Origin of the sequence: Streptomyces sp. NPDC004126, from assembly GCF_050275515.1 — a bacterium.
Lineage (GTDB): Bacteria > Actinomycetota > Actinomycetes > Streptomycetales > Streptomycetaceae > Streptomyces.
In genome coordinates this window covers 1-23,347 of record NZ_JBNNPF010000033.1, presented here as the reverse complement: position 1 = coordinate 23,347, position 23,347 = coordinate 1, and the positions used below count along the sequence as shown (strand labels likewise).

General features: G+C 74.5%; 15 protein-coding genes and 1 pseudogene. 2 read left to right on the top strand and 14 right to left on the bottom strand.

The window, feature by feature from the left end:
- Nucleotide 1: 1 nt before the first annotated feature.
- On the bottom strand, nucleotides 2-3,883 hold the full coding sequence (locus tag ACQKM2_RS27120) for an amino acid adenylation domain-containing protein (RefSeq protein WP_427714290.1): 3,882 nt from the start codon (nucleotides 3,881-3,883) through the stop codon (nucleotides 2-4).
- A gap of 259 nt (nucleotides 3,884-4,142) precedes the next feature.
- Between ACQKM2_RS27120 and ACQKM2_RS27115 the strand changes: the two genes are divergently transcribed.
- Nucleotides 4,143-5,930, top strand: a complete 1,788-nt coding sequence (locus ACQKM2_RS27115; RefSeq protein ID WP_427714288.1) for a phosphatidylglycerol lysyltransferase domain-containing protein — start codon at nucleotides 4,143-4,145, stop codon at nucleotides 5,928-5,930.
- Nucleotides 5,931-5,957: 27 nt separating this feature from the next.
- Here the strand turns inward: ACQKM2_RS27115 and ACQKM2_RS27110 are convergent, their stop codons facing one another.
- The 11 genes and pseudogenes from ACQKM2_RS27110 to ACQKM2_RS27060 all read right to left on the bottom strand — a co-directional run bounded on the left by ACQKM2_RS27110 (nucleotide 5,958) and on the right by ACQKM2_RS27060 (nucleotide 17,589).
- Complete coding sequence (locus ACQKM2_RS27110; RefSeq protein ID WP_427714285.1) at nucleotides 5,958-6,743, bottom strand: AfsR/SARP family transcriptional regulator; 786 nt, start codon at nucleotides 6,741-6,743, stop codon at nucleotides 5,958-5,960.
- A gap of 301 nt (nucleotides 6,744-7,044) precedes the next feature.
- Nucleotides 7,045-8,190 (bottom strand): macrolide family glycosyltransferase, encoded by a 1,146-nt coding sequence (locus tag ACQKM2_RS27105; protein ID WP_427714442.1) that lies wholly within the window; start codon nucleotides 8,188-8,190, stop codon nucleotides 7,045-7,047.
- Nucleotides 8,191-8,322: 132 nt separating this feature from the next.
- A pseudogene (locus ACQKM2_RS27100) lies at nucleotides 8,323-8,790 on the bottom strand (dTDP-4-dehydrorhamnose 3,5-epimerase family protein); the annotation flags it as partial.
- Nucleotides 8,772-9,743: a dTDP-4-dehydrorhamnose reductase gene (gene rfbD, locus ACQKM2_RS27095; RefSeq protein WP_427714282.1), complete on the bottom strand. Its 972-nt coding sequence runs from the start codon at nucleotides 9,741-9,743 to the stop codon at nucleotides 8,772-8,774. The pseudogene ACQKM2_RS27100 and the gene rfbD, both read right to left, overlap by 19 nt.
- The gene (gene rfbB / locus ACQKM2_RS27090; protein WP_427714280.1) at nucleotides 9,740-10,726 is read right to left on the bottom strand and encodes a dTDP-glucose 4,6-dehydratase; all 987 of its coding nucleotides are present in this window, start codon (nucleotides 10,724-10,726) and stop codon (nucleotides 9,740-9,742) included. The genes rfbD and rfbB overlap by 4 nt, the downstream gene beginning before the upstream one ends.
- Before the next feature lie 74 nt (nucleotides 10,727-10,800).
- Nucleotides 10,801-11,538 carry a 4'-phosphopantetheinyl transferase family protein gene (locus ACQKM2_RS27085; RefSeq protein WP_427714278.1) on the bottom strand — a complete coding sequence of 246 codons (738 nt, stop codon included), beginning with the start codon at nucleotides 11,536-11,538 and terminating at the stop codon, nucleotides 10,801-10,803.
- A gap of 4 nt (nucleotides 11,539-11,542) precedes the next feature.
- Nucleotides 11,543-12,502, bottom strand: coding sequence for an LLM class F420-dependent oxidoreductase (locus ACQKM2_RS27080; protein ID WP_427714276.1), 960 nt, complete (start codon nucleotides 12,500-12,502; stop codon nucleotides 11,543-11,545).
- Nucleotides 12,503-12,653: 151 nt separating this feature from the next.
- Nucleotides 12,654-14,171 carry an HAL/PAL/TAL family ammonia-lyase gene (locus tag ACQKM2_RS27075; protein WP_427714275.1) on the bottom strand — a complete coding sequence of 506 codons (1,518 nt, stop codon included), beginning with the start codon at nucleotides 14,169-14,171 and terminating at the stop codon, nucleotides 12,654-12,656.
- Nucleotides 14,168-15,370, bottom strand: a complete 1,203-nt coding sequence (locus ACQKM2_RS27070; RefSeq protein ID WP_427714272.1) for an AMP-binding protein — start codon at nucleotides 15,368-15,370, stop codon at nucleotides 14,168-14,170. Before ACQKM2_RS27070 ends, ACQKM2_RS27075 begins: the two co-directional genes overlap by 4 nt.
- A 76-nt stretch (nucleotides 15,371-15,446) precedes the next feature.
- Nucleotides 15,447-16,319 carry a glucose-1-phosphate thymidylyltransferase RfbA gene (gene rfbA, locus ACQKM2_RS27065; protein ID WP_427714269.1) on the bottom strand — a complete coding sequence of 291 codons (873 nt, stop codon included), beginning with the start codon at nucleotides 16,317-16,319 and terminating at the stop codon, nucleotides 15,447-15,449.
- Between the two features lie 46 nt (nucleotides 16,320-16,365).
- Complete coding sequence (locus ACQKM2_RS27060; protein WP_427714266.1) at nucleotides 16,366-17,589, bottom strand: methyltransferase domain-containing protein; 1,224 nt, start codon at nucleotides 17,587-17,589, stop codon at nucleotides 16,366-16,368.
- Nucleotides 17,590-17,984: 395 nt separating this feature from the next.
- Here ACQKM2_RS27060 and ACQKM2_RS27055 point away from each other — a divergent pair, with 395 nt between their 5' ends.
- Nucleotides 17,985-18,971: a TauD/TfdA family dioxygenase gene (locus tag ACQKM2_RS27055; protein WP_427714264.1), complete on the top strand. Its 987-nt coding sequence runs from the start codon at nucleotides 17,985-17,987 to the stop codon at nucleotides 18,969-18,971.
- Between the two features lie 77 nt (nucleotides 18,972-19,048).
- Here the strand turns inward: ACQKM2_RS27055 and ACQKM2_RS27050 are convergent, their stop codons facing one another.
- Nucleotides 19,049-20,005, bottom strand: a complete 957-nt coding sequence (locus ACQKM2_RS27050) for an ornithine carbamoyltransferase (protein ID WP_427714261.1) — start codon at nucleotides 20,003-20,005, stop codon at nucleotides 19,049-19,051.
- Between the two features lie 5 nt (nucleotides 20,006-20,010).
- Nucleotides 20,011-23,130, bottom strand: coding sequence for a non-ribosomal peptide synthetase (locus ACQKM2_RS27045; protein WP_427714259.1), 3,120 nt, complete (start codon nucleotides 23,128-23,130; stop codon nucleotides 20,011-20,013).
- Nucleotides 23,131-23,347: the final 217 nt, after the last annotated feature.

Here is a 23,347-nt window from a genome sequence, read left to right as displayed (position 1 = left end):
GTCAGGCCTGCCCCTCGTCGGCGGAGCGCAGCCGGGCGGCGAGGACCGGCCCGATCCCGGCCAGGGCGGCCGGCCGCATCATGCGGTGGTGGGTGGCGGGCACGTCGTGGGACTCGACCGTGCCGCCGATGTGGTCCGCCCAGGCGGCCGCCGTGGTGCGGCCCGGTTCGTACGGGTCGCCGGGGTCGCTCAGGGCCGCCCTGAAGAACAGCAGGCCGCCGCCGAACCGGGCGGGCCGGAACCCGGCCATCAGGCCCAGGTTGTTGCGGTACGCCTCGCGCAGCGCCGCCCGGTCGCGGTCGTCCCACGGCGGGGGGCCGTCCCCGGCGGACTGGCCGAGGGCGCGCCCGAACTCCTCCTCGCTGAACGCCGGCAGCCCGGCCCGGAGCCGGTCGTCCACGGGATACGAGTCCACCAGCACGAGCAGGTCGACCTCCGCGCCCCCGCGCTCCAGGAGGGCGGCCACGGCGTGGGCCACCAGCCCGCCGAAGGACCAGCCGAGGATCCGGTACGGGCCCTCGGGACGGACCGCGAGGATCTGCGCCGCGTAGTCGGCGGCCATCTCCTCGACGGTCGCCGGGAGGCCCGGCCCCTCCCCGGACCCGCGTGCCCGGAGCGCGTACACGGGCTGGTCGGCGCCGAGGTGCGGGAGCAGCGCCGCGTACGGCCAGGCCGTGCCCGCGGCCGGGTGGACGCAGAACAGCGGGGGCCGGGAGCCCTCCGCGCGCAGCGGGACCAAGGGCCCGGGCGCGGCACCGGAGGAGGGGCCGGCGAGGTGCCGGGCGAGCGCGGCCGGGCTGGGGTGGGCGAACAGGGCGTGCAGCTCCAGCGGCACGTCCAGCGCCCGCCGGATCCGCGCGACGAGCCGGGCGGCGAGCAGGGAGTGCCCCCCGAGGTCGAAGAAGCCGTCGTCGACGCCGGCCGAGGGCAGCCCCAGCACCTCGGCGAAGAGGGCGCACAGGACCTGCTCGTGCCCGGAGGCCGGCTCGCGGGCCGCCGGGGCGGCCGGCCGGGGCTCGGGCAGCGCCCGGCGGTCCAGCTTCCCGTTCGGGGTGAGCGGGAGCTCCGCGAGCTCGACGACGGCCGAGGGCACCATGTGGGCGGGCAGCCGCTCCCTCACGAACGCGCGCACCGCGGCCGTGTCGCACCCGGGGGTCTGCGGGACCACGTACGCGACGAGCTGCCGGTCGCCGTCCCGGACCTCGCGGGCCACCACCTCGGCGTGCACGACGCCCGGGCAGGCGGTCAGCACCGCCTTGATCTCGCCGGGTTCGATCCGGAAGCCGCGGACCTTGACCTGGTCGTCGGACCGGCCGTGGTACTCCAGGTTCCCGTCGGGCAGCCAGCGGACCACGTCCCCGGTGCGGTACATGCGGCTCCCCGGCTCCCCGTGCGGGTCGGGCAGGAACCGGCCGGCGGTCAGCCCGGGGCGGTTCAGGTAGCCGCGGGCGAGCCCGTCCCCGGCGAGGTACAGCTCCCCGCGCACGCCTTCCGGGACCAGCCGCAGCCCCGCGTCCAGGACGTACGCCCTGATGTTGGGGACCGGCCGGCCGATCGGTGCCGCCGCCGGCCAGCCGTCCGGGTCCGCCGCCAGGGTGTGGGCGGTGACCAGATGGGTCTCGCTCGGGCCGTAGTGGTTGTGCAGCCGGCGCCCGGGGCGGGCGCCGACGAACCGGCGCACCGTGCGGCTCGGGGTGAGGGCCTCGCCGCCCTGGGCCAGGACCCGCAGCGACGGGACGGTCCGCCCCTGGTCGAGGGCGGCCTCGGCCAGGGCCTCCAGGACGAGGTTGGGCGCGAACAGCTCGTTCACCCGCTCCTCGTCCAGCCAGGCCGCGAGCCGCCCGGGATCCCGCCGGACCTCGTCGGAGGGCACGACCAGAGTCTTGCCGAACAGCAGCGCGGACAGGATCTCCTGCACGGACACGTCGAAGCTGAGCGCGGTGAACTGGGCGGTCCTCGTGCCGGCGGCGGAGGGGAAGGCCGCGTCGTGCCACAGCAGGAGGTTGACCACGGCCCGGGCCGGCATCAGCACGCCCTTGGGCCGGCCGGTGGTGCCCGAGGTGTAGATGACGTACACGGGATGGTCCGGGTCGAGCCGGTGCGCCCGCTCCCCCTCGCCGATCTCCGTGCCGGGCAGCGCCGCCAGTGCGTCCGGGGTGCCGTCCCCGTCGAGCAGCAGCAGCGGGGCCTCGACGGGCGGCAGCAGGCGGGAGGTCTCCCGGGTGGTGAGCACGACGGCGGGCGCGGTGTCGGCCAGCATGAACGACAGCCGCTCCGGCGGGTACTCCGGGTCCACGGGGAGGTAGCAGCCGCCCGCCTTGAGGACGGCGAGGACCGCGACGGCGAGTCCGGCCGAGCGGGGCAGGGCGAGCGCGGTGATCCGCTCGGGCCCCACGCCCCGGGCGATGAGGAGCCGGGCCAGTCGGTTCGAGGCGGTGTCCAGCTCCCGGTAGGTGAGCGTGGCCTCCCCGGAGACGACGGCCGGCAGGTGCGGGGTCAGGGCCGCCTGCCGGGCGAACAGCTCGGGCAGGTCGGTCTCCGCGTACTTGAGCCCGGGGCCGCCGAGCTCGGTGAGCAGCCGTACCCGCTCGCCGTCGGTGAGCAGCTCGACGGAGCCGACCTCCGTGTCCCGGCCGCCCGCGAACGCGCGCAGCAGGCGCAGGAACCGGGCGTGGTGCCCGGCCAGTTCGGCCGGGCCGTAGCGGCCGGGGTCGGCGACGAGGTCGATGCGCAGGCCCCGGCCGTCCGCGCGGTCGAAGACCGTGAAGGACAGGTCCTCGACGGTTCCCTGCGTCAGGTGGTGGGCGACGGCGGGCCGCCCCGCGAACCGCACGTCGTAGTCGAACGACATGACGTTGACCATGGGGCCGGTCCGGTAGCGCCCCGGGTCCGGCAGCCCGAGGTCGCGCCCGATGTGCTCGCCGCGGTGCCGCTGGTGGCGGATCATCTCCCGGAACGCGCCGGCGACCTCGCGGACCAGCCCGCGCACCGTGGACCCGGGGCGGACCGTCACGCGCAGCGGCAGGACGTTGGAGTACATGCCCGGCGTGGTGCGCGCCGCGGCGCTGGTGCGGGCGGCCATCGGCAGGCTGAGGACGACGTCCTCCTCGCCGGTGAGCCGGTGGACCTGGGCGGCCGCCGCCGCGATCACCAGGACGGACCAGTGGGTGCGCAGGGCCCGGGCGGCGGCCTTGAGCTCCGCGGACTCCGCCGCGGAGAGGCCGCCGGTATGGCTGACGGACGGCCTGCCGGAAGGCCCGGAGACCGGTCCGGAGGAGAGGGTGGCGACCTCCGGCCGGTCGGCGAACCGCTCCGTCCAGTACGCCCGGTCGGCCGCGGCCCGCTCGGAGCTCCGGTACGCCGCGTCGTCCGCCAGCATGTCCCCGACGGTCCCGAACCCGCAGGCGGGCAGGGGGAGGCCCGCGGTCATGGCCGTGTAGAGCTCGGAGACCCGCTGGGCCAGCAGCCCGCCCGTGTGCCCGTCCCCGACGGCGTGGTGGGTGCTCACGTACCAGTGGCAGAGGTCGGGGCCGAGGACGAGCAGCGCGTACGAGAAGAGCGGGCCCCGGGCGAGGTCCATGCGGCGGGCCAGGTCCGCCCGCATCCACGCCAGCGCGGCGGCCTCCGGGTCCGGTTCGCCGCTGACGTCGACGACCGGGAACTCCCAGTCGGAGAAGGGCTCCACCCGCTGCCGGGGTTCGCCGTCCTCCTCGTCGAAGCGGGCGTTCATCGCCACGGCCTCCGCGGCGGTCCGCCGCACCGCCGCCTCGAAGGCCTCCCGGTCGATGGCCCCCCGCAGTTCGAGGTACTCGCCGATGCGCTGCTGCGGTGCGGCCGGATCGACCTGATCGGCCAGCCACATCTCGCGCTGGGCCGTCGACACGGGAAGGACCATGCCGCCGGATCCGGACCCTGACACTTCTTCCACACTCCTCGAATCGCGCGCCTGACAGAAAACGGCGGAGCTGTTCCGAAGCCCCGTCGACCTGCCCAAATGTCGTGTGGCATAAGGTAGTTGGACGGTCTAAACGCCTGCATGCGCGGCGCTGACATTTCATCCCGCTAAACCGCCCCTTAACCCATCCGGATTTCCTCCCGCAACATGACCGCATTGCCCCGGACCGGCTTTAGATTTGCTCCCCATGAGCATTTCAGCACCCCCGCGACCGGACCCGGCCACGAGCCGCAGTCCGGCTCCGCGCACCCTCCGAGACCGTGCGACGACCCCCGCGCCCAGGCCGCGCGTCCCCACCCTCGCCGCGTACGCCTGCCTGCTGATCGGACTGATCGACCTCGCGGCGGCAGTCTTCCCCGGCTTCCGCCACAACCGGATGCGCCTGCTGGCCGGTCACCTGCCCGGCGCCACCACCACGGCGGCAGCGGTCGGCTCGCTGATGGTCGGGGTCCTGCTCGTCCTGCTGGCCCACGCGCTGCGCCGCCGCAAGCGGCGCGCCTGGCGGGCGGTGGTGGTGCTGCTCCCGGTCGGCGGACTGCTGCACCTGCTGCGCTGGCACACCACGGCCGCGGGGGTGCTGTCCTTCGCACTGTTCCTGGTGATGCTGCGCTACCGCGGGGAGTTCTACGCCCGATCCGACCCGCGCACCCGCTGGCGGGCGCTGCTGAACCTCGTCGGGGTGGGGGGCGTCTCCCTCCTCCTGGGGCTGCTGATCACCAGTGTGCACCCGGGCTCCGAGGCCGGCTCCCCCTCCCCGCAGGAGCGGCTGCGGCACACCGTGTACGGTCTCGTCGGCTTCGAGGGGCCGGTGCGCTACACCTCCGAGCGGGTCGGTGACCTGGTCGGCTACTCGCTCGGCGCGCTCGGCCTGATCACCCTGCTGACCACCTCGTACCTGTTCCTGAGGCCCGAGAAGCCGTGGGCCGAGCTCCACCCGGGCGACGAGGAGCGGGTGCGCGAGCTGCTGGAGCGCCACGGCGCGCGGGACTCGCTCGGGTACTTCGCCCTGCGGCGCGACAAGAGCGTGCTGTTCTCGCCGACCGGCAAGGCCGCCATCGCCTACCGCGTCGAGTCCGGGGTGATGCTCGCCTCGGGCGACCCCATCGGCGACGTCGAGGCCTGGCCCGGCGCGATCAAGGCGTTCATGGAGGAGGCCGCGAAGCACGCCTGGGTGCCCGCCGTGGTCGGGTGCGGTGAGACCGGTGGCGAGGTGTGGATCCGCGAAGCGGGCCTGGACGCCCTGGAACTGGGAGACGAGGCCGTCGTGCACACCGACCGGTTCTCGCTCGGCGGGCGGGCCATGCGCAACGTCCGGCAGATGGTCAAGCGGGTGGAGCGCAACGGCTACTCCTGCAAGGTCCGCCGGGTCAGCGACCTCGACGAGGCGGAGCGCGCGCGGATCGCGGACGCCGCGGCCCGCTGGCGCGGCACCGACATCGAGCGGGGCTTCTCCACCGCCCTCGGCCGCTTCGGCGACCCGGACGACACCGGCTGCGTGGTGGTCACGGCGCACCAGGCGCCGGACCCCGCGGCCGGCGGGGCCGGGGACGCCGACGACCTCAGGGCCGTGCTGCACTTCGTGCCGTGGGGCCCCGAGGGGATATCGCTGGAGCTGATGCGCCGGGACCGGGCCGCGGATCCGGGCCTCAACGAGCTGCTGATCGTGGCCGTCCTGCAGGCGGCGCCCGCACTCGGCATACGCCGGGTCTCGCTCAACTTCGCGATGTTCCGGGCGGCCCTCGCCCGGGGCGAGCGGCTCGGCGCGGGTCCGGTGCTGCGGGCCTGGCGGTGGCTGCTCGTATGGCTCTCGCGGTGGTTCCAGATCGAGTCGCTGTACAAGTTCAACGCCAAGTTCCAGCCGGAGTGGGTACCGCGGTTCCTGGTCTTCCCGCACCACCGCGACCTGCCCCGGATCGGTCTCGCGGTGATGCAGGCGGAGGCCTTCGTCACCCTCGGCCGGCCGAAGCGCCGGTGAGCCGCCCCGGCCGGAACGGAGCTCCGTTCAGCAGGCCAGGTGGGCCGGGACCCGTGCTTCGAGGCTGATGTCCCGCGACAGGACCGACTCCTGCAACCGCCGCAGCCGGGGACCCGGTTCGATGCCGAGCTCGTCGACCAGGACGCGCCGGATCCGGTTGTAGATCATGAGGGCCTCGGCGGGCCGGCCGCTGCGGTAGAGCGCGAGCATCAGCAGCTCGTGGAGGGTCTCCCGCATCGGCTGCTCGTCGATCAGCCCGTACAGCTCGCCGGTCAGCTGCTTGTGCCGGCCCAGGAGCAGTTCCGTCTCGGCCCGTTCCTCCAGGGCGGCCGACCGCTTCTCGTCCAGCCGGCGGCCCAGACCGTGCAGGGCCGGAACCGTGCGCAGGTCCGCCAGGGCGGGACCGGCCCACAGGTCCAGCGCCCGGGACAGCGCCAGGGAGGCCTCCTCCAGCCGGCCGGCGCCGCGCAGGTCGGCGGCCTCCCGGTGCAGGGCCTCGAAGCCGTGCAGGTCCAGGGAGTGCGGGGCGGTCTTCAGCAGGTACCCGGGCGGGCGGGTCACCAGCGCGGACGCGTCGAGGCCGGATTCCGCCAGGTGCTTGCGGAGCCGGGACACGTACACCTGGAGCGCGGTGGACGCGGTGCGCGGCGGAGCCCCCGACCAGAGGGCCTCGATGAGCTGCGGTGCGGACAGCGGGTGCCCGTCGTTCAGGCACAGCAGCGCCAGGAGCGTCCGGAGCTTCAGCGCCTGCGGGGTCCGCGGTGTCCCCGCGGACGTCTCGACGGTAAACGTTCCTAATACACGGAAAAACACGGTCCTTCTCATCCCCCATGCTCGAAGGGCCCGGGTGCCGAATCGGCGGACTGCGCGGTGCGACGCGGGCGCGCGGCTCCCGGGCGGCGGTGCGGACCGGTGCCGGAGCACCGGTGCGGGTCGGGCGGGCCGCCGGTGGTCTCCCGGCCGGCCTCCTCGAACTCAAGGTCGACTATATCCACGGCCCCCCTCCGATGCCGCCCGGGACGCCCGGAAAAGCCCGGAAAAGGCCCTGGGGAACGAGGAACGCCGGCCCCGGCCCGGACGGCTGTCCGGGCCGGGGCCGGCGGTGCCCGCGGGATCAGCCCGCGGCGGTGCGGGCGTCGCCGAGCGCGGCCTCGACCAGGTCGGCGGCGCGGGGGGCACCGCCCTCCGAAGCGAGCCGGCGGCGGATCCCGGCGAACCGGCCCGGCAGCGCCGGGTCGGCGAGGAGACCGAGGACCGTCTCGCGCAGCACCTCCGGGGTGAGCCCGTCCGCGGACAGCCGCCGGGCGACGCCCAGCGACTCCAGCATCTCGGCGTTGCCGAACTGGTCCACGGCCCGCGGCACCGCCACCATCGGCACCTCGTGGAGGAGCCCCTCGTGCGCGCTGCCCGCGCCCGCGTGCGTGACGAAGACGTCCGCCCGGGCCAGCACCGCCGCCTGCGGGACCCAGCTCCGCACTTCGACGTGGGGTGGCAGCTCACCGAGCACGGCCGGGTCGGTGCCGGCGCCGATCTGCAGGACGACGTGCCATCCCGGCATGTCCGCGAAGGCCTCGGCGCACACCCGGTAGAAGTCCCCGGCCCGGGTGAACAGGGTGCCGAGGGAGACCAGGGCGACCTTCTCGGCGTGCTCCGGGCGCGTCCAGCCCTCCGGCCGGCCGCCGCCGCCCCGGCTGGGGCCGGTGAACGCGTACACGGAACGGTCGACCCGGTCCGCGTGCGGCTGGAGGAGCTCCGAGACCAGCGCGATGCAGCGTTCGGGGCGGCGGGCGACGCGTCCCGGACCGATGGACACCCCGTCGTTGGCGAGCCAGGTGTGGGCCGGACCCACCCGGCCCGCCGCCAGGTCCTCCTCGTAGCCCTCCCAGGCGACGGCGTGCGGGGACAGCTGGACGGCCGGTACCCCCCAGCGGCCCGCCAGCACGGGCGCCGCGTACGCCATCGGGTCGTACAGGACCAGGTCGGGCCGGTCGTCCTCGTACAGCCGGCGCAGCTGGGGCAGGGCCCGGCCGGCGTCCGTCATGAACAGCCGCAGGTGGTCGACGAGTCCGCCCTCCCACGCCTGCCGGGCGTCGGGCGCGGGCAGGGTGGTGGTGAAGGTGCGCGGCTCGGCACCCGTGGCGGCGACCACGTCGGCGAAGGACTCCGGGACGGCGTAGGTCACGCGGTGGCCGCGCGCGACGAGTTCGCGGATCACCTCCAGGCTCGGGTTGACGTGCCCGTGGGCGGCCACGCTGAACATGGCCACGTGCGCGGGCCGCCGTCCCGCCGGGCGGGACCGCGGTCGGTGCACGGGCAGCAGACCGCGCCGGCCCGCCTCGGCCAGCGAGGGCGCCGCCGCGTCCTTCGGCGACAGCACCGGCACCACGTCGGCGGGCCAGTCGATGGCCAGGCCGGGGTCCAGCGGGTGGATGCCGTGCTCGCGGTGCGGCGCGTAGCCCTCGGAACACAGGTAGACCACGGTCGCGTCGTCGGTGAGCGAGAGGAATCCGTGCCCCAGCCCCGCCGAGAGGTACAGCGCCCGGCGGCTGGTGTCGTCCAGCCGGGCCATCTCCCACTGCCCGAACGTCGGCGAACCCCTGCGCACGTCGACGACCACGTCCAGGACGGCCCCGCGAACGCAGGTGATGTACTTCGCCTGCCCCGGGGGGACCTCCGCGAAGTGGATGCCGCGCAGGGCGCCGCGCCGGGACACGGACACGTTGGCCTGGGCGAGCGGAAGTCCCTGCCCGGTGGCCGCGCGGAACTCGTCGCCCCTGAACCACTCGTGGAAGCTGCCGCGGTCGTCGGAGAACACCTCGGGCTCGTGGATCCAGGCACCTTCTATGCGCAGGGGTCGCATGCGATCTCGGCTTTCTCGGGCGCGCCGCGTTCGGCCGGCGCGCCCGTCGTCACGGGGGGTACTGCCGGGCCGTGGCCCATCGCGGGCAGCGCCTCGGCCAGCGCCGTCCGCCAGTGCCGGATCGGCGCCATGCCCGCCGCCCGCCAGCGCCGGTGGCCGAGCACGCTCCAGGCCGGCCGGGGCGCCGGGCGCGCGTACCGGTCGCCGGTGGTGGGACGGACCCGGTCCGGATCGGCGCCGATCTGCCGGAAGATCTCCCGGCAGAAGCCGAACCACGTCGTCCGGCCGCCGCTGCTGCCGTGGTACACGCCCGCCGGGGCGGTGCCGGCCAGCGCCCGCAGGCCCAGCTCCACCAGCTGCCGGGCCAGGTCGCCCGTCCAGGTCGGCTGGCCCCACTGGTCCTCGACCACCTCCAGCGTCGGACGCTCCCGCTCCAGCCCGATCACCGTGCGGACGAAGCTGCTCCCGCCCGCGCCGTACAGCCAGGCGGTCCGTACCACGTAGCCGCTGTCCGGCAGCAGTTCCAGGACCGCCCGCTCGCCGGCCAGCTTGGAGCGCCCGTACGCGTTGAGCGGTGCGGTCGCCGCGTCCTCCGGGTACGGGTCGCGGCCCGCGCCGTCGAAGACGTAGTCCGTCGAGACGTGCAGGAGCGGGATCCCCGCGGCCCGGCAGGCCCCGGCCAGCAGGCGCGGCCCGGTCCCGTTGACCGCGAACGCCCCCGCCTCGTCCTCCTCGGCGGCGTCCACCGCGGTCCGGGCCGCACAGTTCATCACCAGGGCGGGACGGTGCGCGTCGAACGCCGCGCGCACCGAGTCCGCACCGGCGACGTCCAGCGCGGACCGGTCGGCGGCGACGGCCCCGATCCCGGCGTCCGCCAGCCGGCCGAGGAGGTCCCGGGCGAGCATGCCGCCCGCTCCGGTCACCAGCCAGGGCCGTGCGTCGGGTGCCGTCACAGGACCGCCCGTTCCTTCAACGGCTCCCACCAGTCGCGGTTGTCGCGGTACCACTGCACGGTGTCGGCGAGACCCCGGGCGAACGGCACGCGGGGGGCGTAGCCCAGCTCCTCGCGGATCTTGGTGCAGTCCACGGAGTAGCGCCGGTCGTGCCCCTTGCGGTCCGTGACGTGCTCCACGGCCTCGTCCCACGACCTGCCGGTGGCCTCCAGCAGCATCTCGGTGAGCTCCCGGTTCGACAGCTCGGTGCCGCCGCCGATGTTGTACGTCTCCCCGGCGCGTCCCCGGGTCCGGACGAGCTCGATGCCCTGGACGTGGTCGTCGATGTGCAGCCAGTCCCGGACGTTGCCGCCGTCCCCGTACAGCGGGACGGTGCCGCCGTCGAGGAGCTGTGTGATGAACAGCGGGATGACCTTTTCGGGGAAGTGGTGGTGCCCGTAGTTGTTCGAGCAGCGGGTGAGCCGCACGTCCAGGCCGTGGGTGCGGTGGTACGAGAGCGCCACCAGGTCCCCGCCCGCCTTGCTCGCCGAGTACGGCGAACTGGGCCGCAGCGGATGGGACTCGGGCCAGGAGCCCTCCTCGATGGAGCCGTACACCTCGTCGGTGGAGATCTGCACGAAGTGCTCGACGCCCGTCAGGTGCGCGGCCGACAGCAGGGTGTGGGTGCCCAGGACGTTCGTGCGGAAGAACTCGTCCCCGCCGTCGATGGAACGGTCGACGTGGGACTCCGCGGCGAAGTGCACCACCTGGTCGTGCTCCGCCATGAGGTCCCGCACGAGCTTCTTGTCACAGACGTCGCCGTGCACGAACTCGAAGCGCGGATGCGCGCGCACGGCGTCGAGGTTGGCGGGACAGCCGGCGTAGGTGAGCTTGTCGAGGACGGTCACCGTCACGTCGCCGGGCCCCTGCGGGCCGAGCAGCGTGCGGACGTAGTGGGAGCCGATGAATCCGGCTCCCCCGGTCACCAGAATCCGGGTCGTCATGGAGGATGCGCACCTTGTCGTCAGCACCGGCACGGGCCGATGGGGGTGAAGGGTGGGAAGGGTCGGCGAAGGATTCAGATGCGGCGGCGGTCCCCGTGCACGCCACCGGCGGCGAGGGCGGGGACGACGGCCGGCACCACGATCGCGGTGACCACCAGCCGCCCGGAGGCGATCCACCGCCCGTCCAGGACCGGCGGCACCCGGCCTGCCGCACTGTCCGGCGGGGTCTTCAGGAGGCGTACGCGGAACCGGCCGGCCGTCGTCCCGGGAGCCGGTGCGGCGGTCGCCTCCGCGATGCTCACCGAAGCCTCGTGGAAGCCCAGCCAGACCATGGTCAGCGGGGACCACACCTTGTACACGGCTTCCTTGGCGCAGAACAGCAGCCGGTCCCAGCACACCCCGCCGTCCAGGTCGCGCAGCCCCTGCTGCTGCGCGCGCTCCTCCGGCAGCGCGATCCGGTCCAGCATCCCGTCGGGCAGCGCCCGGTGCGGTTCGGCGTCGATGCCGATGGCACGCGCGTCACCGGTGCGGGCCAGCGCCGCGGCCCGGTACCCGTGGCAGTGCGTCATGCTGCCGACGACACCGTGCGGCCACCGGGGCGCGCCCATCGGACCGGTGAGCAGCGGACCGGGCGGGACGCCGATCCGCAGGCCCGCGCGCCGGGCACAGTGCCGCACGGTCGCGAACTCGCGGCGCCGGTGGGCGCCCATCCCGGCCGCCAGCGCCAGCTCCTCGGGGAACAGCAGCTCCGACGGCCCGTCACCGTAGGACTCGGCCGCCTGGACGTAGGACGGAACGATCAGGGGGAGCACGCCGTCAGTCCAGCCCGGGGGCGAGCGCCTCGACCTGCGCGACGGGATCGCCCCCCTCCGAAGGCAGCAGCGCGATGACGGGGGTGTCCAGCCCGTGCTCCGCGTACGCGCGGATCCGGGCCCGGCACTCCTCGGCGCTGCCGTGCACGATCAGCTCGTCCACGGCCTCGTCCGGTACGGCCATCACGGCGCGCCACCGCTCGCCGGCGTCCCAGGCCCGGTGCATCGCGGCGAGCGGCTCCGTCCGCCCGAGCCAGTCCTGGAACGCCCGGTAGGCGGGGACGGTGAGATAGCTGCTGATCATCATCCGGCCCAGCCGGCGGGCCTCGCGGGCGTCCTCCGTGACGCACACGAACACCGGGGCGACGAGCTCGGTCCCCTCGCCGACCTCGGCCCGGACCTTCGGGACGTCGTGCGGTGCCAGCCAGTTGGTGATCGCCCCGTCCGCCTCGGCGGCGGCGAGCCGCAGCATGCCGGGGCGCAGCGCGGCCAGCAGCACCGGCGGGGGAGTGGCCGGGGGCCGGTCCAGCCGGAACCCGCGCACCGAGAAGGTCGGGTACCGCGCGGTGACCTGCCGCCCCGTGAACGCCGAGCGCAGGAACCGCAGGGTGTCGCGGGTCCGGCCGTAGGGCTGGGTGTGCTCCAGCCCGTTCCAGTCCCGCACCACGCCCGGCGAGGACGCCCCGATGCCGAGGGCGAACCGCCCGGGCGCGCAGTCGGCGAGGGCGGAGGCGGTCATGGCGAGCAGGGCGGGACCCCGGGTGAACACCGGGGCCACGGCGGTGCCCAGGCGCAGCCGCGAGGACCACTGCGAGGCCAGCACCAGCGGGGTGAAGGCGTCGCTGCCGGAGGTCTCGGCCGTCCACACGTCGGTGTAGCCGAGGTCGGGGAGGCGCTCGACGAGCTCGCGGTGCGCCGGCAGGGGCACGCCGGTCAGTGGGAGGGTGATCCCCCAGCGGGTCATCGGGTGGTCTCCAGTCTCAGGTGCGGGATGTGCGGCGGAACGGAGCCGGGTACTGCCGTGGGGGCGCGCCCGGCCGCACCGGCCCCGCCGGGGGACGGGGCCGGTGCGGGGCCGGTGCGGGGGCGGGGCGGGGGCGCGCCCCCCGGCGTCCTCAGGCGGCGTCGCGCAGGAGGGTCTCCGCGTGGTCGCGCAGCAGGGCGGCAGCCGCGCGGACCTCGCCGGCCATCGGACGGTCGGCCTCCAGGGCCGGGGAGATCGCGGCCAGTTCGGCCCACACCCCGGTGGTGTCCTCACGTCCGGTCATCACCGCCAGCTGGGCGGCGCCCAGGGCGAGCGAGCCGACGGCGAGCCAGCCCAGCTCCAGGGCCTCGCCGACGCCGTTCGCGCTGTTCAGCGCCATGGGCACGTGGTCCTGGTTCCAGCCGTTGGTGGGCAGCGTCGTCAGCGAGGCCGGGGTGACCAGCTGCCGGATCCGGGAGATGAAGGAGGTGGCGCTGATCTGCACACCGGCCAGTCCGGCGCCGCGGCCGGCGCGGGGCGTGAGCATGATGGGCAGGTCGCCGTTGGTGGTGGGGCTGACCACCAGGGCCAGCTGGCGCTCCGCCAGGTAGGCGGCCATGTGCATCGCCAGCCCGGTCTGCTCCGAGGCGAAGCCCACCGGCATGGCGTGGAAGTTGCCGGCGTGCAGCACCCGGCCCTCGAAGGTGATCGGGTTGTCGGTGACGCCGTTGGCCTCGCGGAGCAGGAACTCTCCGGCCGCGCGCAGCTGGTCCAGCGAGGCGCCGAGCACCTGCGGCGCGCAGCGCAGGCTGTACGGCTCCTGGAGCGGCCGGCGCTCGTCGCGCCGGTGCTCCCGCGGCAGGTCCGCACGGATCCAGCGGGCCGTCTCCAGCTGCCCGACCTGGCCGCGCGCCAGGCCGACGCCCTCCTCGTAGTGCTCGGAGTTGCCCCCGAGGAGGACCGTCAGCCGCGCGGTCAGGGTCGCGACGGCCCGCACGAGCCGCAGCGCGGAACGCTGGTTGAGGATGGACACGGCCAGACCGACACCGGTCCCGTTGACGAAGGCGAGCGCCTCGCGGACGGGCCACACCAGCGGCTGGGCGTTCAGCCCGGCGAGCGCCTCGGCGGCCGGCCGCACCGTCCAGGCGCCCCGCTCGTCGCGCACCCACGCCTCGCCGTGGCCGGCACAGGCCAGCGCGACGTGGGCCAGCGGCTGGAGGTCACCGCTCGCGCTGACCGTGCCGTCGCGGGGGATCACCGGGGTGAAGCCCGCGTTCCACAGGTCGGCCAGCTGCTGCCAGAACTCGGGCGAGACGGCGGAGAAGCCCTTGCGCATGCTGTTCAGCCGCAGCCAGAAGACCAGCCGCGAGGCTTCGGGGTCGACGGGCCGGCCCTGCGCCGTGCCCAGGTGCGAGATGAGCGAGTTGCCCTGCTCCATCTCGGACTTGGCCGAGTGCGTCACCAGCGGACCGAAGCCCTGCGTCAGCCCGTACACGGGCTTGCCCTCGGCGAGGTACCCGTCGACCACGGCTCCGCTCTCGTGCATCCGGGCCACGTCCGCGTCGGTGAGCGGGCCGAGCTTCGCGGTCCAGGAGGCGGCCTCGACGATGGCGTCCAGACCGGGCATGCCGAGGTCGCCGCTGTCGGTCGCGATGGGGGTCTGAGTCACGTTGGTATCCCTGTCGGTGAGTGTGAGGTCGTGAGGTGCTGCAACTTGCCCATCGCGGACCGGCTGAGGGCGGGCACCACATGCGTCTTGCGCGGGCGGGCGCCGAGGACGGCGCGCACCGCGGCGAGCTCGGCGCCGGCCGGGCGTTCCCCGGCCCGGGGCACCAGGTACAGGTCGACGTGCTCGCCGATCATGGGGTCGTTGACCGGTACGAGCGCCAGGTCGGCGCAGTCGAGGCGGGCCCGCAGGGTGTGCTCGGCCTCGTCCAGGTTGATCCGCTGCCCGTTGATCTTGACCAGCCGGCCGGTGCGGCCCAGCAGCCGGAAGGTGCGCGCGTCCACCGGTTCGACGAGGTCGCCCGTCGACCACTCCCGCGGCGCGGGCTCACCGGGCAGGTGGGCCAGGCGGGGACTGCGGATCACCAGCGGGACCGCGGTACCGGCCGCGTCGCCGCCGCTGCCGGTGTCCCCGCTGCCGGTGTCCCCGCTGCCGGTGTCCCCGCTCCCGGTGTCTCCGCTCCCGGTGTCTCCGCTCCCGGTCTCCCCGGCGAACTCGACGTCGGGGAAGAGGGTCCAGGCCGGCGGCTCGCCCCCGCTCCAGCGGCGCACGGCCACGCCGCCGGTCTCCGTGGAGCCCAGCAGCTCCACGACCGCCGCCCGCCCGGGCCCGGCCTCGCGCAGGAACACCGCGGCGTCGGAGGGCAGCATCGCGCTGCTGTACAGGACGGTGACGTGGTCCAGGGACCGGACCCAGTCCATGTGCCGCAGCAGCAGGGAGAAGATCCAGGGCGTCGCCACGACCACGGCCCGGCGCACGCCCGTCTCCGGCAGCCCGCCGATGTAGCCGGGCCGGTACCAGACCGGCACGCCCAGCCGGGCCGGCAGCAGCAGCGTGGCCAGCGCGCCGTACACGTGGACCGGCGGCGCGAAGGAGACCACCGCCTCCGGAGCGTCCCGCCGGACGAACTCCGCGAGCATGCCGGCCTCCCGCCAGGCGTCCTCGCGGGTGCGCCGCCAGCAGCGGCTGGGGCCGGTGCTCCCGGAGGTGTGGAACTCCAGCGCGTCCGGAAGCGCGCCGAGGACCGTGCCGGCGGCGTCCGCCACCTCGTTCCAGCACACCTGCCAGGCGGCTTCGGCGACCTCCGGCGCGCCCGTTCCGGGGGACAGCAGGCCCGCCGGGGTCAGCTTCCGGTACTCCACACGAACTCCCCTGTACTGAGGTCCTGCCCGCGTCCCGCCGCACCGGCGGGACGCGGGGCAGTGAACCGGGCCGCGGTCAGGCGGCCACCGCGGCTATCTGCATGAGGTACTGGCCGTACTGCGAGCTCTTCATCCGCACGCCGAGGCGGTGGCACTCCTCCGCGTCGATGTAGCCCATGCGCAGGGCGATCTCCTCGATGCACGCCACCCTGACGCCCTGCCGGGCCTCGATGACCTGCACGTACTGACTGGCCGCCAGCAGCGAGTCGTGGGTGCCCGCGTCCAGCCAGGTGAACCCGCGCCCCAGCCGGATGAGGCGGGCCCGGCCGTCCTTCAGGAACGCCCGGTTGACGTCCGTGATCTCCAGCTCGCCGCGGGCCGAGGGCTTCAGCCCGCGGGCGATCTCCACCGCCTCGGGGGAGTAGAAGTACAGTCCGGTCACCGCGTTGTCGGACAGCGGCTTGAGCGGCTTCTCCTCCAGCGACACGAGGATCCCGTCGGAATCCGTCTCGGCGATGCCGTACCGCTCGGGATCCGACACCGGATATCCGAACACGGTGCACCCGTCGAGATTCTCCTGGGCCTCGCGCAGCAGCCGCGGGAATCCGGCGCCGTGGAAGATGTTGTCACCGAGGATCAGGGCGAACGACTCGTCGCCGATATGGTCCGCACCGATGACGAGCGCCTCCGCGATACCGCGCGGTTCCGGCTGCTCCGCGTACGTGATGCTGAGTCCGAGGTGTGCACCGTCACCCAGCAGGGATTGCAGTGCGGGAATGCTGGTCGGCTGTGAGATCACCAAGATCTCCCTGATTCCGGCCAGCATCAGCACCGAAAGGGGGTGGTAGATCATGGGCTTGTCGTAGACCGACAGAAGCTGTTTGGAAGTCGCGAGCGTCGAGGGGTACATACGCGTCCCGCTCCCGCCCGCGAGAAGAATTCCCTTCATGAATCCTCCCTTTCGTCAGGGTCGGAGGGCGATCGGAAAGCCCGGATCACACGATGTGCACGTCGGGCACATAGAGGATCCACTTGCCGCCGGCGTCCCGGAATTCCTGCTCCTTCGCCATGATCTCTTCGGCGTGGTTCCACGCGAAGAGGAGCGCGTAGTCCGGATAGGACTCGGAGAAGGCGGTCGGCGGCTTCACCGGAATGTGCGTCCCCGGACTGAGCCGCCCCTGCTTGGCCGGGGTGGTGTCGACGACGAACGGGACCAGGTCGGGCCCGATGCCGCAGAGGTTGGTCACCGTGGCGCTCTTGGCGGTCGCGCCGTAGCCGACGACCGACTTGCCCTCGTCGCGCAGCTTCTCCAGCAGCGCGCGCAGGTCCTCGCGGATCTTCAGGACCTTCTCGCCGAACGCGCGCAGCGTCGCCGGGTCGGACAGCCGGCGCTGCTCCTCCTCGGCGATGAGCGCGGCCACGGCCTCGGACGGCGTGCGCCGGCCGGCCGGTGCCAGGAAGTAGCGCACCTCGCCGCCGTGCACCGAGAGGCGCTCGACGTCCACCAGCTCCAGGTCGCTGCGCCGGGCCATCTCCTGCACCGACCGCGCGGTGAAGAAGTAGAAGTGCTCGTCGTAGATCTGGTCGAAGGAGGTCCGCTCGACGATGTCGCCGAGGTACGGGTCCTCGAAGACGAAGACGCCGGTGGGCTTGAGCAGCGCGCGCACGCCCGGCAGGACCGAGTACGGGATGTGGCACAGGGTGTTCGCGGCATAGATGACGTCCGCCTGGCCGTCCTCGGCGAGGATCTCCTGAGCGGCGGACTCCTCGAAGAAGGACTTGCGGACGCGGACGCCCTTGCCCGCGGCCACGTCCGCGACGCCGCCCGACGGCTCCACGCCCAGGTGGCGGACGCCGGCGTCCGCGATCACCTTGAGCATCACGCCGTCGTTGCAGCCCAGCTCGACGACGAACGGGTCCTCGGCCGTCAGCTCGGTGGACAGCAGGCGCTTGGCGAGGTCCTCGAAGTGGGTCCGCATGTAGGAGGAGCCCGAGGAGTAGTACGGGTAGGCCTCGTGGAACATCCGGTCCCGGGGGACCTCCTCCGTCAGCTGCACCATGGTGCAGGACTCGCAGATGCCGACGTCGAGCCGGAAGAAGAACTCCTGGTCGAGGTCCGCGTCCACGGGGAGGAACGCGTCCGACAGGGGCTGGCGCCCGAAGTCGAAGAAACTCTGTACCGGAGCGGCACAGATACGGCATTGGAAGTTGCTCGACATAGTCGCTCCTGGAAGTCCGACCCGGCGGCCGGCCACGACGGGAATGCAGAAGCTTCGGAGCGTGCCTCTGCACACCGTCCGAAGCAGGTCCCGGTGAGTCTGCCCCAAAAACAGTCCGCGCCGGAAGCGCGGGCGTTGTCCGGTGTCTCGCTGGCGGGACAAAAAAGGAGCCGGCCCCGGGCATTCCCCGGGACCGGCTCCGCCTGTACATGAAATCGCCGGACGTCCTGTCATGCCGGCGTCCTTGATGCATATCCTCGCTGGGTCCCCCGTCCGTGCGTGCGGTCCGCAAGGGGAGATCCGCAGAAATCGCGGGACCGGGACCGAATCCCGAAGGAGTCCGCGCCGGCCGCTGGAGGTCCGCGCACGCGGCTTCAGTGAGAAGGCAAGCGAAAATGACTGACATACGTTATCTGCCCGCCCCGGCCGAATCGGCGGTGGTGATCACCGACGGCGAACGCGAGGAAATCGCGCGCGCGGCCGGAGAACTCGCCCTGGCCGCCTCCGGAGTGGTGGACGGCAGGGAATGGCTCGCCGCCGCCCGAGCCGCCTCCGCCCGGCTCCCCCGGCGGCTCCAGGCCGCCGTACGCGAGTTCCGGCACGACGCCGGACCCGACGCGGTGCTCCTCGTGCGCAACCTCCCGGTCCCCGACCGGCTGCCCGCCACACCCACCCTGCCCGGCTCCGTACAGCGCACCGCGACCACCGCCACCGGCGCGATGGCCATGGTCATGCTCCAGCTCGGGGAGATCGTCGCCTACCGCAACGAGAAGTCCGGCGCCCTCGTCCAGGACGTCGTACCGGTGCCCGGCCGGGAACGCCAGCAGAGCAACGCCGGCTCGGTCCTCCTCCAGATGCACACCGAGAACGCCTTCCACCGCAGCCGCCCCGACTACGTGGGCCTGCTCTGCGTGCGCACCGACCCGACCGGCGACGCCCGGCTGCGCACCGCCTCCGTCCGCCGCGCCCTGCCGCTGCTGTCGCGGGAGGCGCTGGAGGTGCTGTCCCAGGAGCGCTTCGTCACCGAGGCGCCGCCGTCCTTCGGCGGTCCGCAGGACCTGCCGCCGTCCCCGTACCCGGTCCTGCGCGGCGCGTCCGAAGACCACGACGTGGTGGTCGACTTCAACAGCACCCACCCCCTCGACGACACCGCCGAGCGCGCCCTGGAGGAGCTGCGCACCGCCTTCGAGGCGACCGCGCGCGGCTTCGCCCTGACCGCCGGCGACCTGGCCGTCGTCGACAACCGCCTGGCCGTGCACGGCCGTACGGCCTTCACGCCCCGCTACGACGGCACGGACCGCTGGCTGCACCGCGTCTACGCCGTCGTGGACCACCGCCGCTCCCGCGCCGACCGCAGGGACGGCGGGAGCGTGCTGGACTGAGCCGCGGGTCGGCCCGGGACCGGACCGGGGACGGCGGGACCCGGGGGTGACCCCCGGGTCCCGGGCCGTTCCTCGGATCAGGCCGGGCCCCCGTCCGCCGGTCCCGCCCCGCGGCACCACTCCAGCACCGCCATCGCACTGTGCATCTTGTTCTCGGCCTGGTCGAAGGCGATGCTCCGCGGCCCGTCGAGGACCTGCGCCGTCACCTCGTCCCCCCGGTGCGCCGGCAGGTCGTGCATGAACACCGCCTTCGGGCTGGTCTCCCACAGCTCCTCCCGCACCTGGAAGGGCGCGAACACCCGGCGCCAGTCCGGGTCCGCCTTCGTCGTGCCGGTCGTCTGCCAGCGCGCGGTGTACACGACGTCGAAGTCCGCGGCCGGGTCCTCCATGGTGTGCAGCTCACGGAAGCGCGCGCCCGCCGCCCCGGCCTGCCGGGCGGCCTTCCGCGCGATCGGGGCGGCCAGCCCGTACCCCGGGGGAGTGCGCAGCTCGAACTCCACGCCCGGGTAACGGGTCAGCGCCAGCGCCAGCGCCGCCGCCGTGTTGTTGCCCTCGCCGAGGTAGAGCACCCGCAGGCCCTCCACCCGCCCGAAGTGCCGCAGCATCGTCGTCAGGTCGGTCAGCGCCTGCGTGGGGTGCTCTTCGGCGCTCATGGCGTTGACGACGGCCATGCGCGACTGCGCGGCCCAGGCGCGCATCTCCGCCGGGTCCCCGGCCGTCCGGGCGACCAGCACGTCCAGCATCCGGGAGAGCACCCGGCCGGTGTCCTCGCTGGTCTCCCCGGTGTTGATCTGGAGGTCGCCCGGACCGTAGGTCACCAGGGAGGAGCCGAGCCGCAGCGCCCCCGCGGAGAAGGCGGTGCGGGTGCGGGTGGACGTCTTCGCGAAGTAGATCCCGGTCACGGCCCCGTCGAGCGGCCGTTCGGACCCGGCCCCGCCGGCGGAGAACCGGGCCCCCCGCTCGACCAGGTGGCGCAGGTCGGCGTCGGTGAGGTCGTCGAGGGAGATCAGGTGGCGGACGGGTCGCCGTTCCATGGACATCAGTCCTCTTCCGTGGTGGGGCCGAGGGCACGGGCCAGCTCGGCGATGGTCGGATGGCGCAGCGCGGTGCCCGGATCGACGACGAGTCCGGCCGTCCCGGCGACGGCCAGCACCCGGATCAGGGCGAGCGAGTCGCCGCCGAGGTCGCGGAAGCGGTCGTGGACGCCGACCCGGTCGAGCCCGAGCACCCGCTCCCACGCCCGGGCCAGCAGCCGCTCGGTGGCGGTGGCGGGCGCCGCGTACGGGGCCCGTACGACGGTCGTCTCGCGCAGGGTCCCGGCCGCCGCGGCGGCGGCCCGGTCGTACTTGCCGTTCGCCGTCAGCGGCAGGGCGTCCACGATCCGGTAGGAGGACGGCACGAACGGGGCGGGCAGTGCCGCCTCCACCCGGGCGCGCAGCTCCGCCGCCACCGGTTCGGCCTCCTCGGCCGGCACCACCCAGGCCGTCAGCCGCCGCCCGCCCGCGGGCCCGGGCACGGCGTCCACGAGGACCTCGCGCACCCCCGGGTCGGCGCCCAGGACGGCCTCCACCTCCGCGGGCTCCACGCGGTGGCCGCCGAGCTTGAGCTGCCGGTCGGCACGCCCGGCGAACTCCAGCTGCCCGCCGGGCAGCAGCCGGGCCAGGTCACCGGTGCGGTACAGCCGGCTGCCGGGCGGTCCGTACGGGTCGGGCACGAAGCGCCCGGCCGTCGCGCCCGGCCGGCCCTCGTACCCCCGGGCCAGGCCCGGGCCCCCGATGTGCACCTCGCCGACGATGCCGTCGGGCACCGCGTTCATGTCCCCGTCCAGCAGCCGCAGGGTCGTCCCCGGCAGGGCGCGGCCCAGCGGCACCAGGCTCCGGCCGACGGGTCCGGCCGGGCGGTGCGCGGCCGCGGCCACGGTCGCCTCGGTCGGCCCGTACTCCGCGGCCAGCCGCATCGCCCCGCCGCCCGCCGCGACGCGGGCCGCGACCCGCTCGGCCTGCCGGGCCGGGTAGGCGTCGCCCGCGCAGACCAGCAGCCCGGCGAGGGAGCCCAGCCGGGCGTCGTCCAGACCGGCCTCCAGGAGCGCGAGGTGGCCGGGCGTCATGCCGGCGAAGGCGTACGGGGCCCACTGCGCGAGCAGCTTCGGGAACTCGTCCGGCTCGAACCGCTGCGGCAGCACGTACACGGTCCGGCCCGTCAGCAGGGGGACGAACAGGGCCGGGACGCCGAGGTCGGCGCCGACGGAGGTGAAGAAGGGCGCGCCCGGCCCCGTACCCGGTCCCGCGTACGCGGCGACGGCCCAGCGCAGGTAGTGGGCCAGGGCCCGGTGGTCGACCGCGACGCCCTTGGGCTCCCCGGTGGAGCCGGAGGTGTGCAGTACGTACGCCAGGGCGCCCGGATCGGGGAGCCGCGACGGAACGGGCCGCGCGGCGCCCTCCCCGGCCGGCCCGGCGTCCCCCGCGCCCCCGGCCGCGAGCACCGGGGTGCACGGGGCGGTGCGGGCGGCGTGCGCGGGCTCGGTCACGACCAGCCGGCAGCCGGCCCCGGCGAACAGGGACCGCAGCCGGGCGTCCGGAGTGCAGGGGTCGGCCGGCACGTAGGCCGCCCCGGCCTTCCAGACGGCGAGCAGCGCCACCACCAGGTCCGCACCCCGGTCCAGGAGCACCCCGACGCGGTCCTCCGGCCCGACGCCCAGCGCGCGCAGCCGGCCGGCCAGCAGCCCGGCCCGCGCGTCGAGTTCGGCATAGGTCAGACGGGCGCCGGTGGTGACGACGGCCGTCGCCCCCGGGGTACGGGCCGCCTGCGCCTCGAACGCGGCGAGGGTGTGCCCGAACTCCGGGGCGGCGCCCGCCACCTCGGACCCGGCCGGCGCCGGAAGCGGCTCCGTGGCCTGCGGATATCCCCGCCGGGCGTCACCGTCCGCGCCCCCGGCCGCCATGTCGGAGAGGACCGCGAGGTAGAGCCGGGCGAGCCGGTCGGCCCGGTCGCGGCGCAGGGTCCGGGTGTCCGAGGCGATGGTGAGGTGGTCGCGCAGCGGCGTGCCGACCACCACCGGGAACTCGTTCGGGCTGTCGTCGACCGTGGCCGCCGTGTCGACGAGATCGGTGTCCACCTGGTGGAAGTCCAGGTAGTGGAAGAGCACGTCGACCAGGTGCGGGTCGCCGGGACGGCGCATGGCAGGCATCGGGAACCGGCGGTGCGGCCAGAGCTCGATCTCGGCGGCGAAGGTGCGCCGGGCCAGCTCGCCCCAGGTCCGGGCGCCCCGCCGGTACGGGAACGGCACCGAGTTGAGGTACATGCCGGACACCCGGTCCGCCCCGCTGACCTCGGGCCGGGCGTCCGCGACCATGCCCCCGCGGAAGGAGTCCTGCCGGGTCAGCAGGCCCAGCACCTTCGCGTGCGCGGCGTGCAGCACGCTCTTGTACGGCACGCCGGTCTCCGAGGCGAGTGCCTGCAGCCCCGCCCGCAGGCCGTGCAGCGGCAGGTCGATGCGGTACCGCTCGGCCGGCTCGTCCGGGCCTCCCGCCCACCCGGCCGGTACCTCGAACTTCTCGTGCGCGTCGAGCAGCCCGTGCCAGTAGGCCCGGTCCTCCGTCCCCGTGAGGGAGCGCCGTTCGGCCGCGATGAAGTCGGCGTAGCGGACCGCCGGCGCGGCCGGGGCCGGCTCGGGCTCCAGACCGTCGCGCAGCCGCCGGTAGGCGCCCAGCATCTCCATCAGCTGTGAGTGGTAGCTCCACCCCTCGATGACCGGATGGCACTCGGTGATGGACAGCCACCAGCCCCCGTCGTCCAGCACGTGCGTCGCCATCCGCATCAGCGGTGCCCGCGCGGGTTCGAGGAGCCGCGCCCGGTCGGCCCGGGCGAACTCCATCAGCGCCGCCCACCGCTCCTCCCGCGGCAGCCGCCGCAGGTCGTCGTGGACGTACGGCATCGTCCCGCGGGCGTGCACGATCTGCAGCGGCCGCTCGGGCAGGCCGAGCACGAACGAGGTCCGCATCACCTCGTGCCGGGCGACGACCAGGTCGGCGGCGGCGCCGAAGGCCGCGGGGTCGAAGGGCCGGTCGTCGCGGATCCGGAAGGAGGTGACGTTGTGGTACCGGTTGACCTCCGGGTCCCGGAACAGCTCGACGAACATCCCGGCCTGGGTGAGCGACACCGGATAGGCGTCCACGGCGTCGGCGGGCAGCGCGGCCCGCTCGGCATCCGACAGCAGCGCGAACGGGGCGACCGGCTCGAAGGCCCCCTCCCCGGGGGGGGGGGGGGCCCCCCCCCCCGCCCCCCCCCCCCCCCCCCGCCCGGGGGGCGCGTGGTCGGGAGGTAGGGGAAGAGGGTAAGCGTGATTTTGGTGAGGTAGGTGGGGGGGGGGGGGGTAA

Coding starts and splice junctions, on each gene's coding strand:
- ACQKM2_RS27080 (WP_427714276.1), bottom strand. CDS start 12,502: ATGACCCGCTGGGGGATCACCCTCCCACTGACCGGCGTGCCCCTGCCG.
- ACQKM2_RS27105 (WP_427714442.1), bottom strand. CDS start 8,190: ATGTTCAGCGTGGCCGCCCACGGGCACGTCAACCCGAGCCTGGAGGTG.
- ACQKM2_RS27050 (WP_427714261.1), bottom strand. CDS start 20,005: ATGGAACGGCGACCCGTCCGCCACCTGATCTCCCTCGACGACCTCACC.
- ACQKM2_RS27060 (WP_427714266.1), bottom strand. CDS start 17,589: ATGTCGAGCAACTTCCAATGCCGTATCTGTGCCGCTCCGGTACAGAGT.
- rfbB (WP_427714280.1), bottom strand. CDS start 10,726: ATGACGACCCGGATTCTGGTGACCGGGGGAGCCGGATTCATCGGCTCC.
- ACQKM2_RS27055 (WP_427714264.1), top strand. CDS start 17,985: ATGACTGACATACGTTATCTGCCCGCCCCGGCCGAATCGGCGGTGGTG.
- ACQKM2_RS27115 (WP_427714288.1), top strand. CDS start 4,143: ATGAGCATTTCAGCACCCCCGCGACCGGACCCGGCCACGAGCCGCAGT.
- rfbA (WP_427714269.1), bottom strand. CDS start 16,319: ATGAAGGGAATTCTTCTCGCGGGCGGGAGCGGGACGCGTATGTACCCC.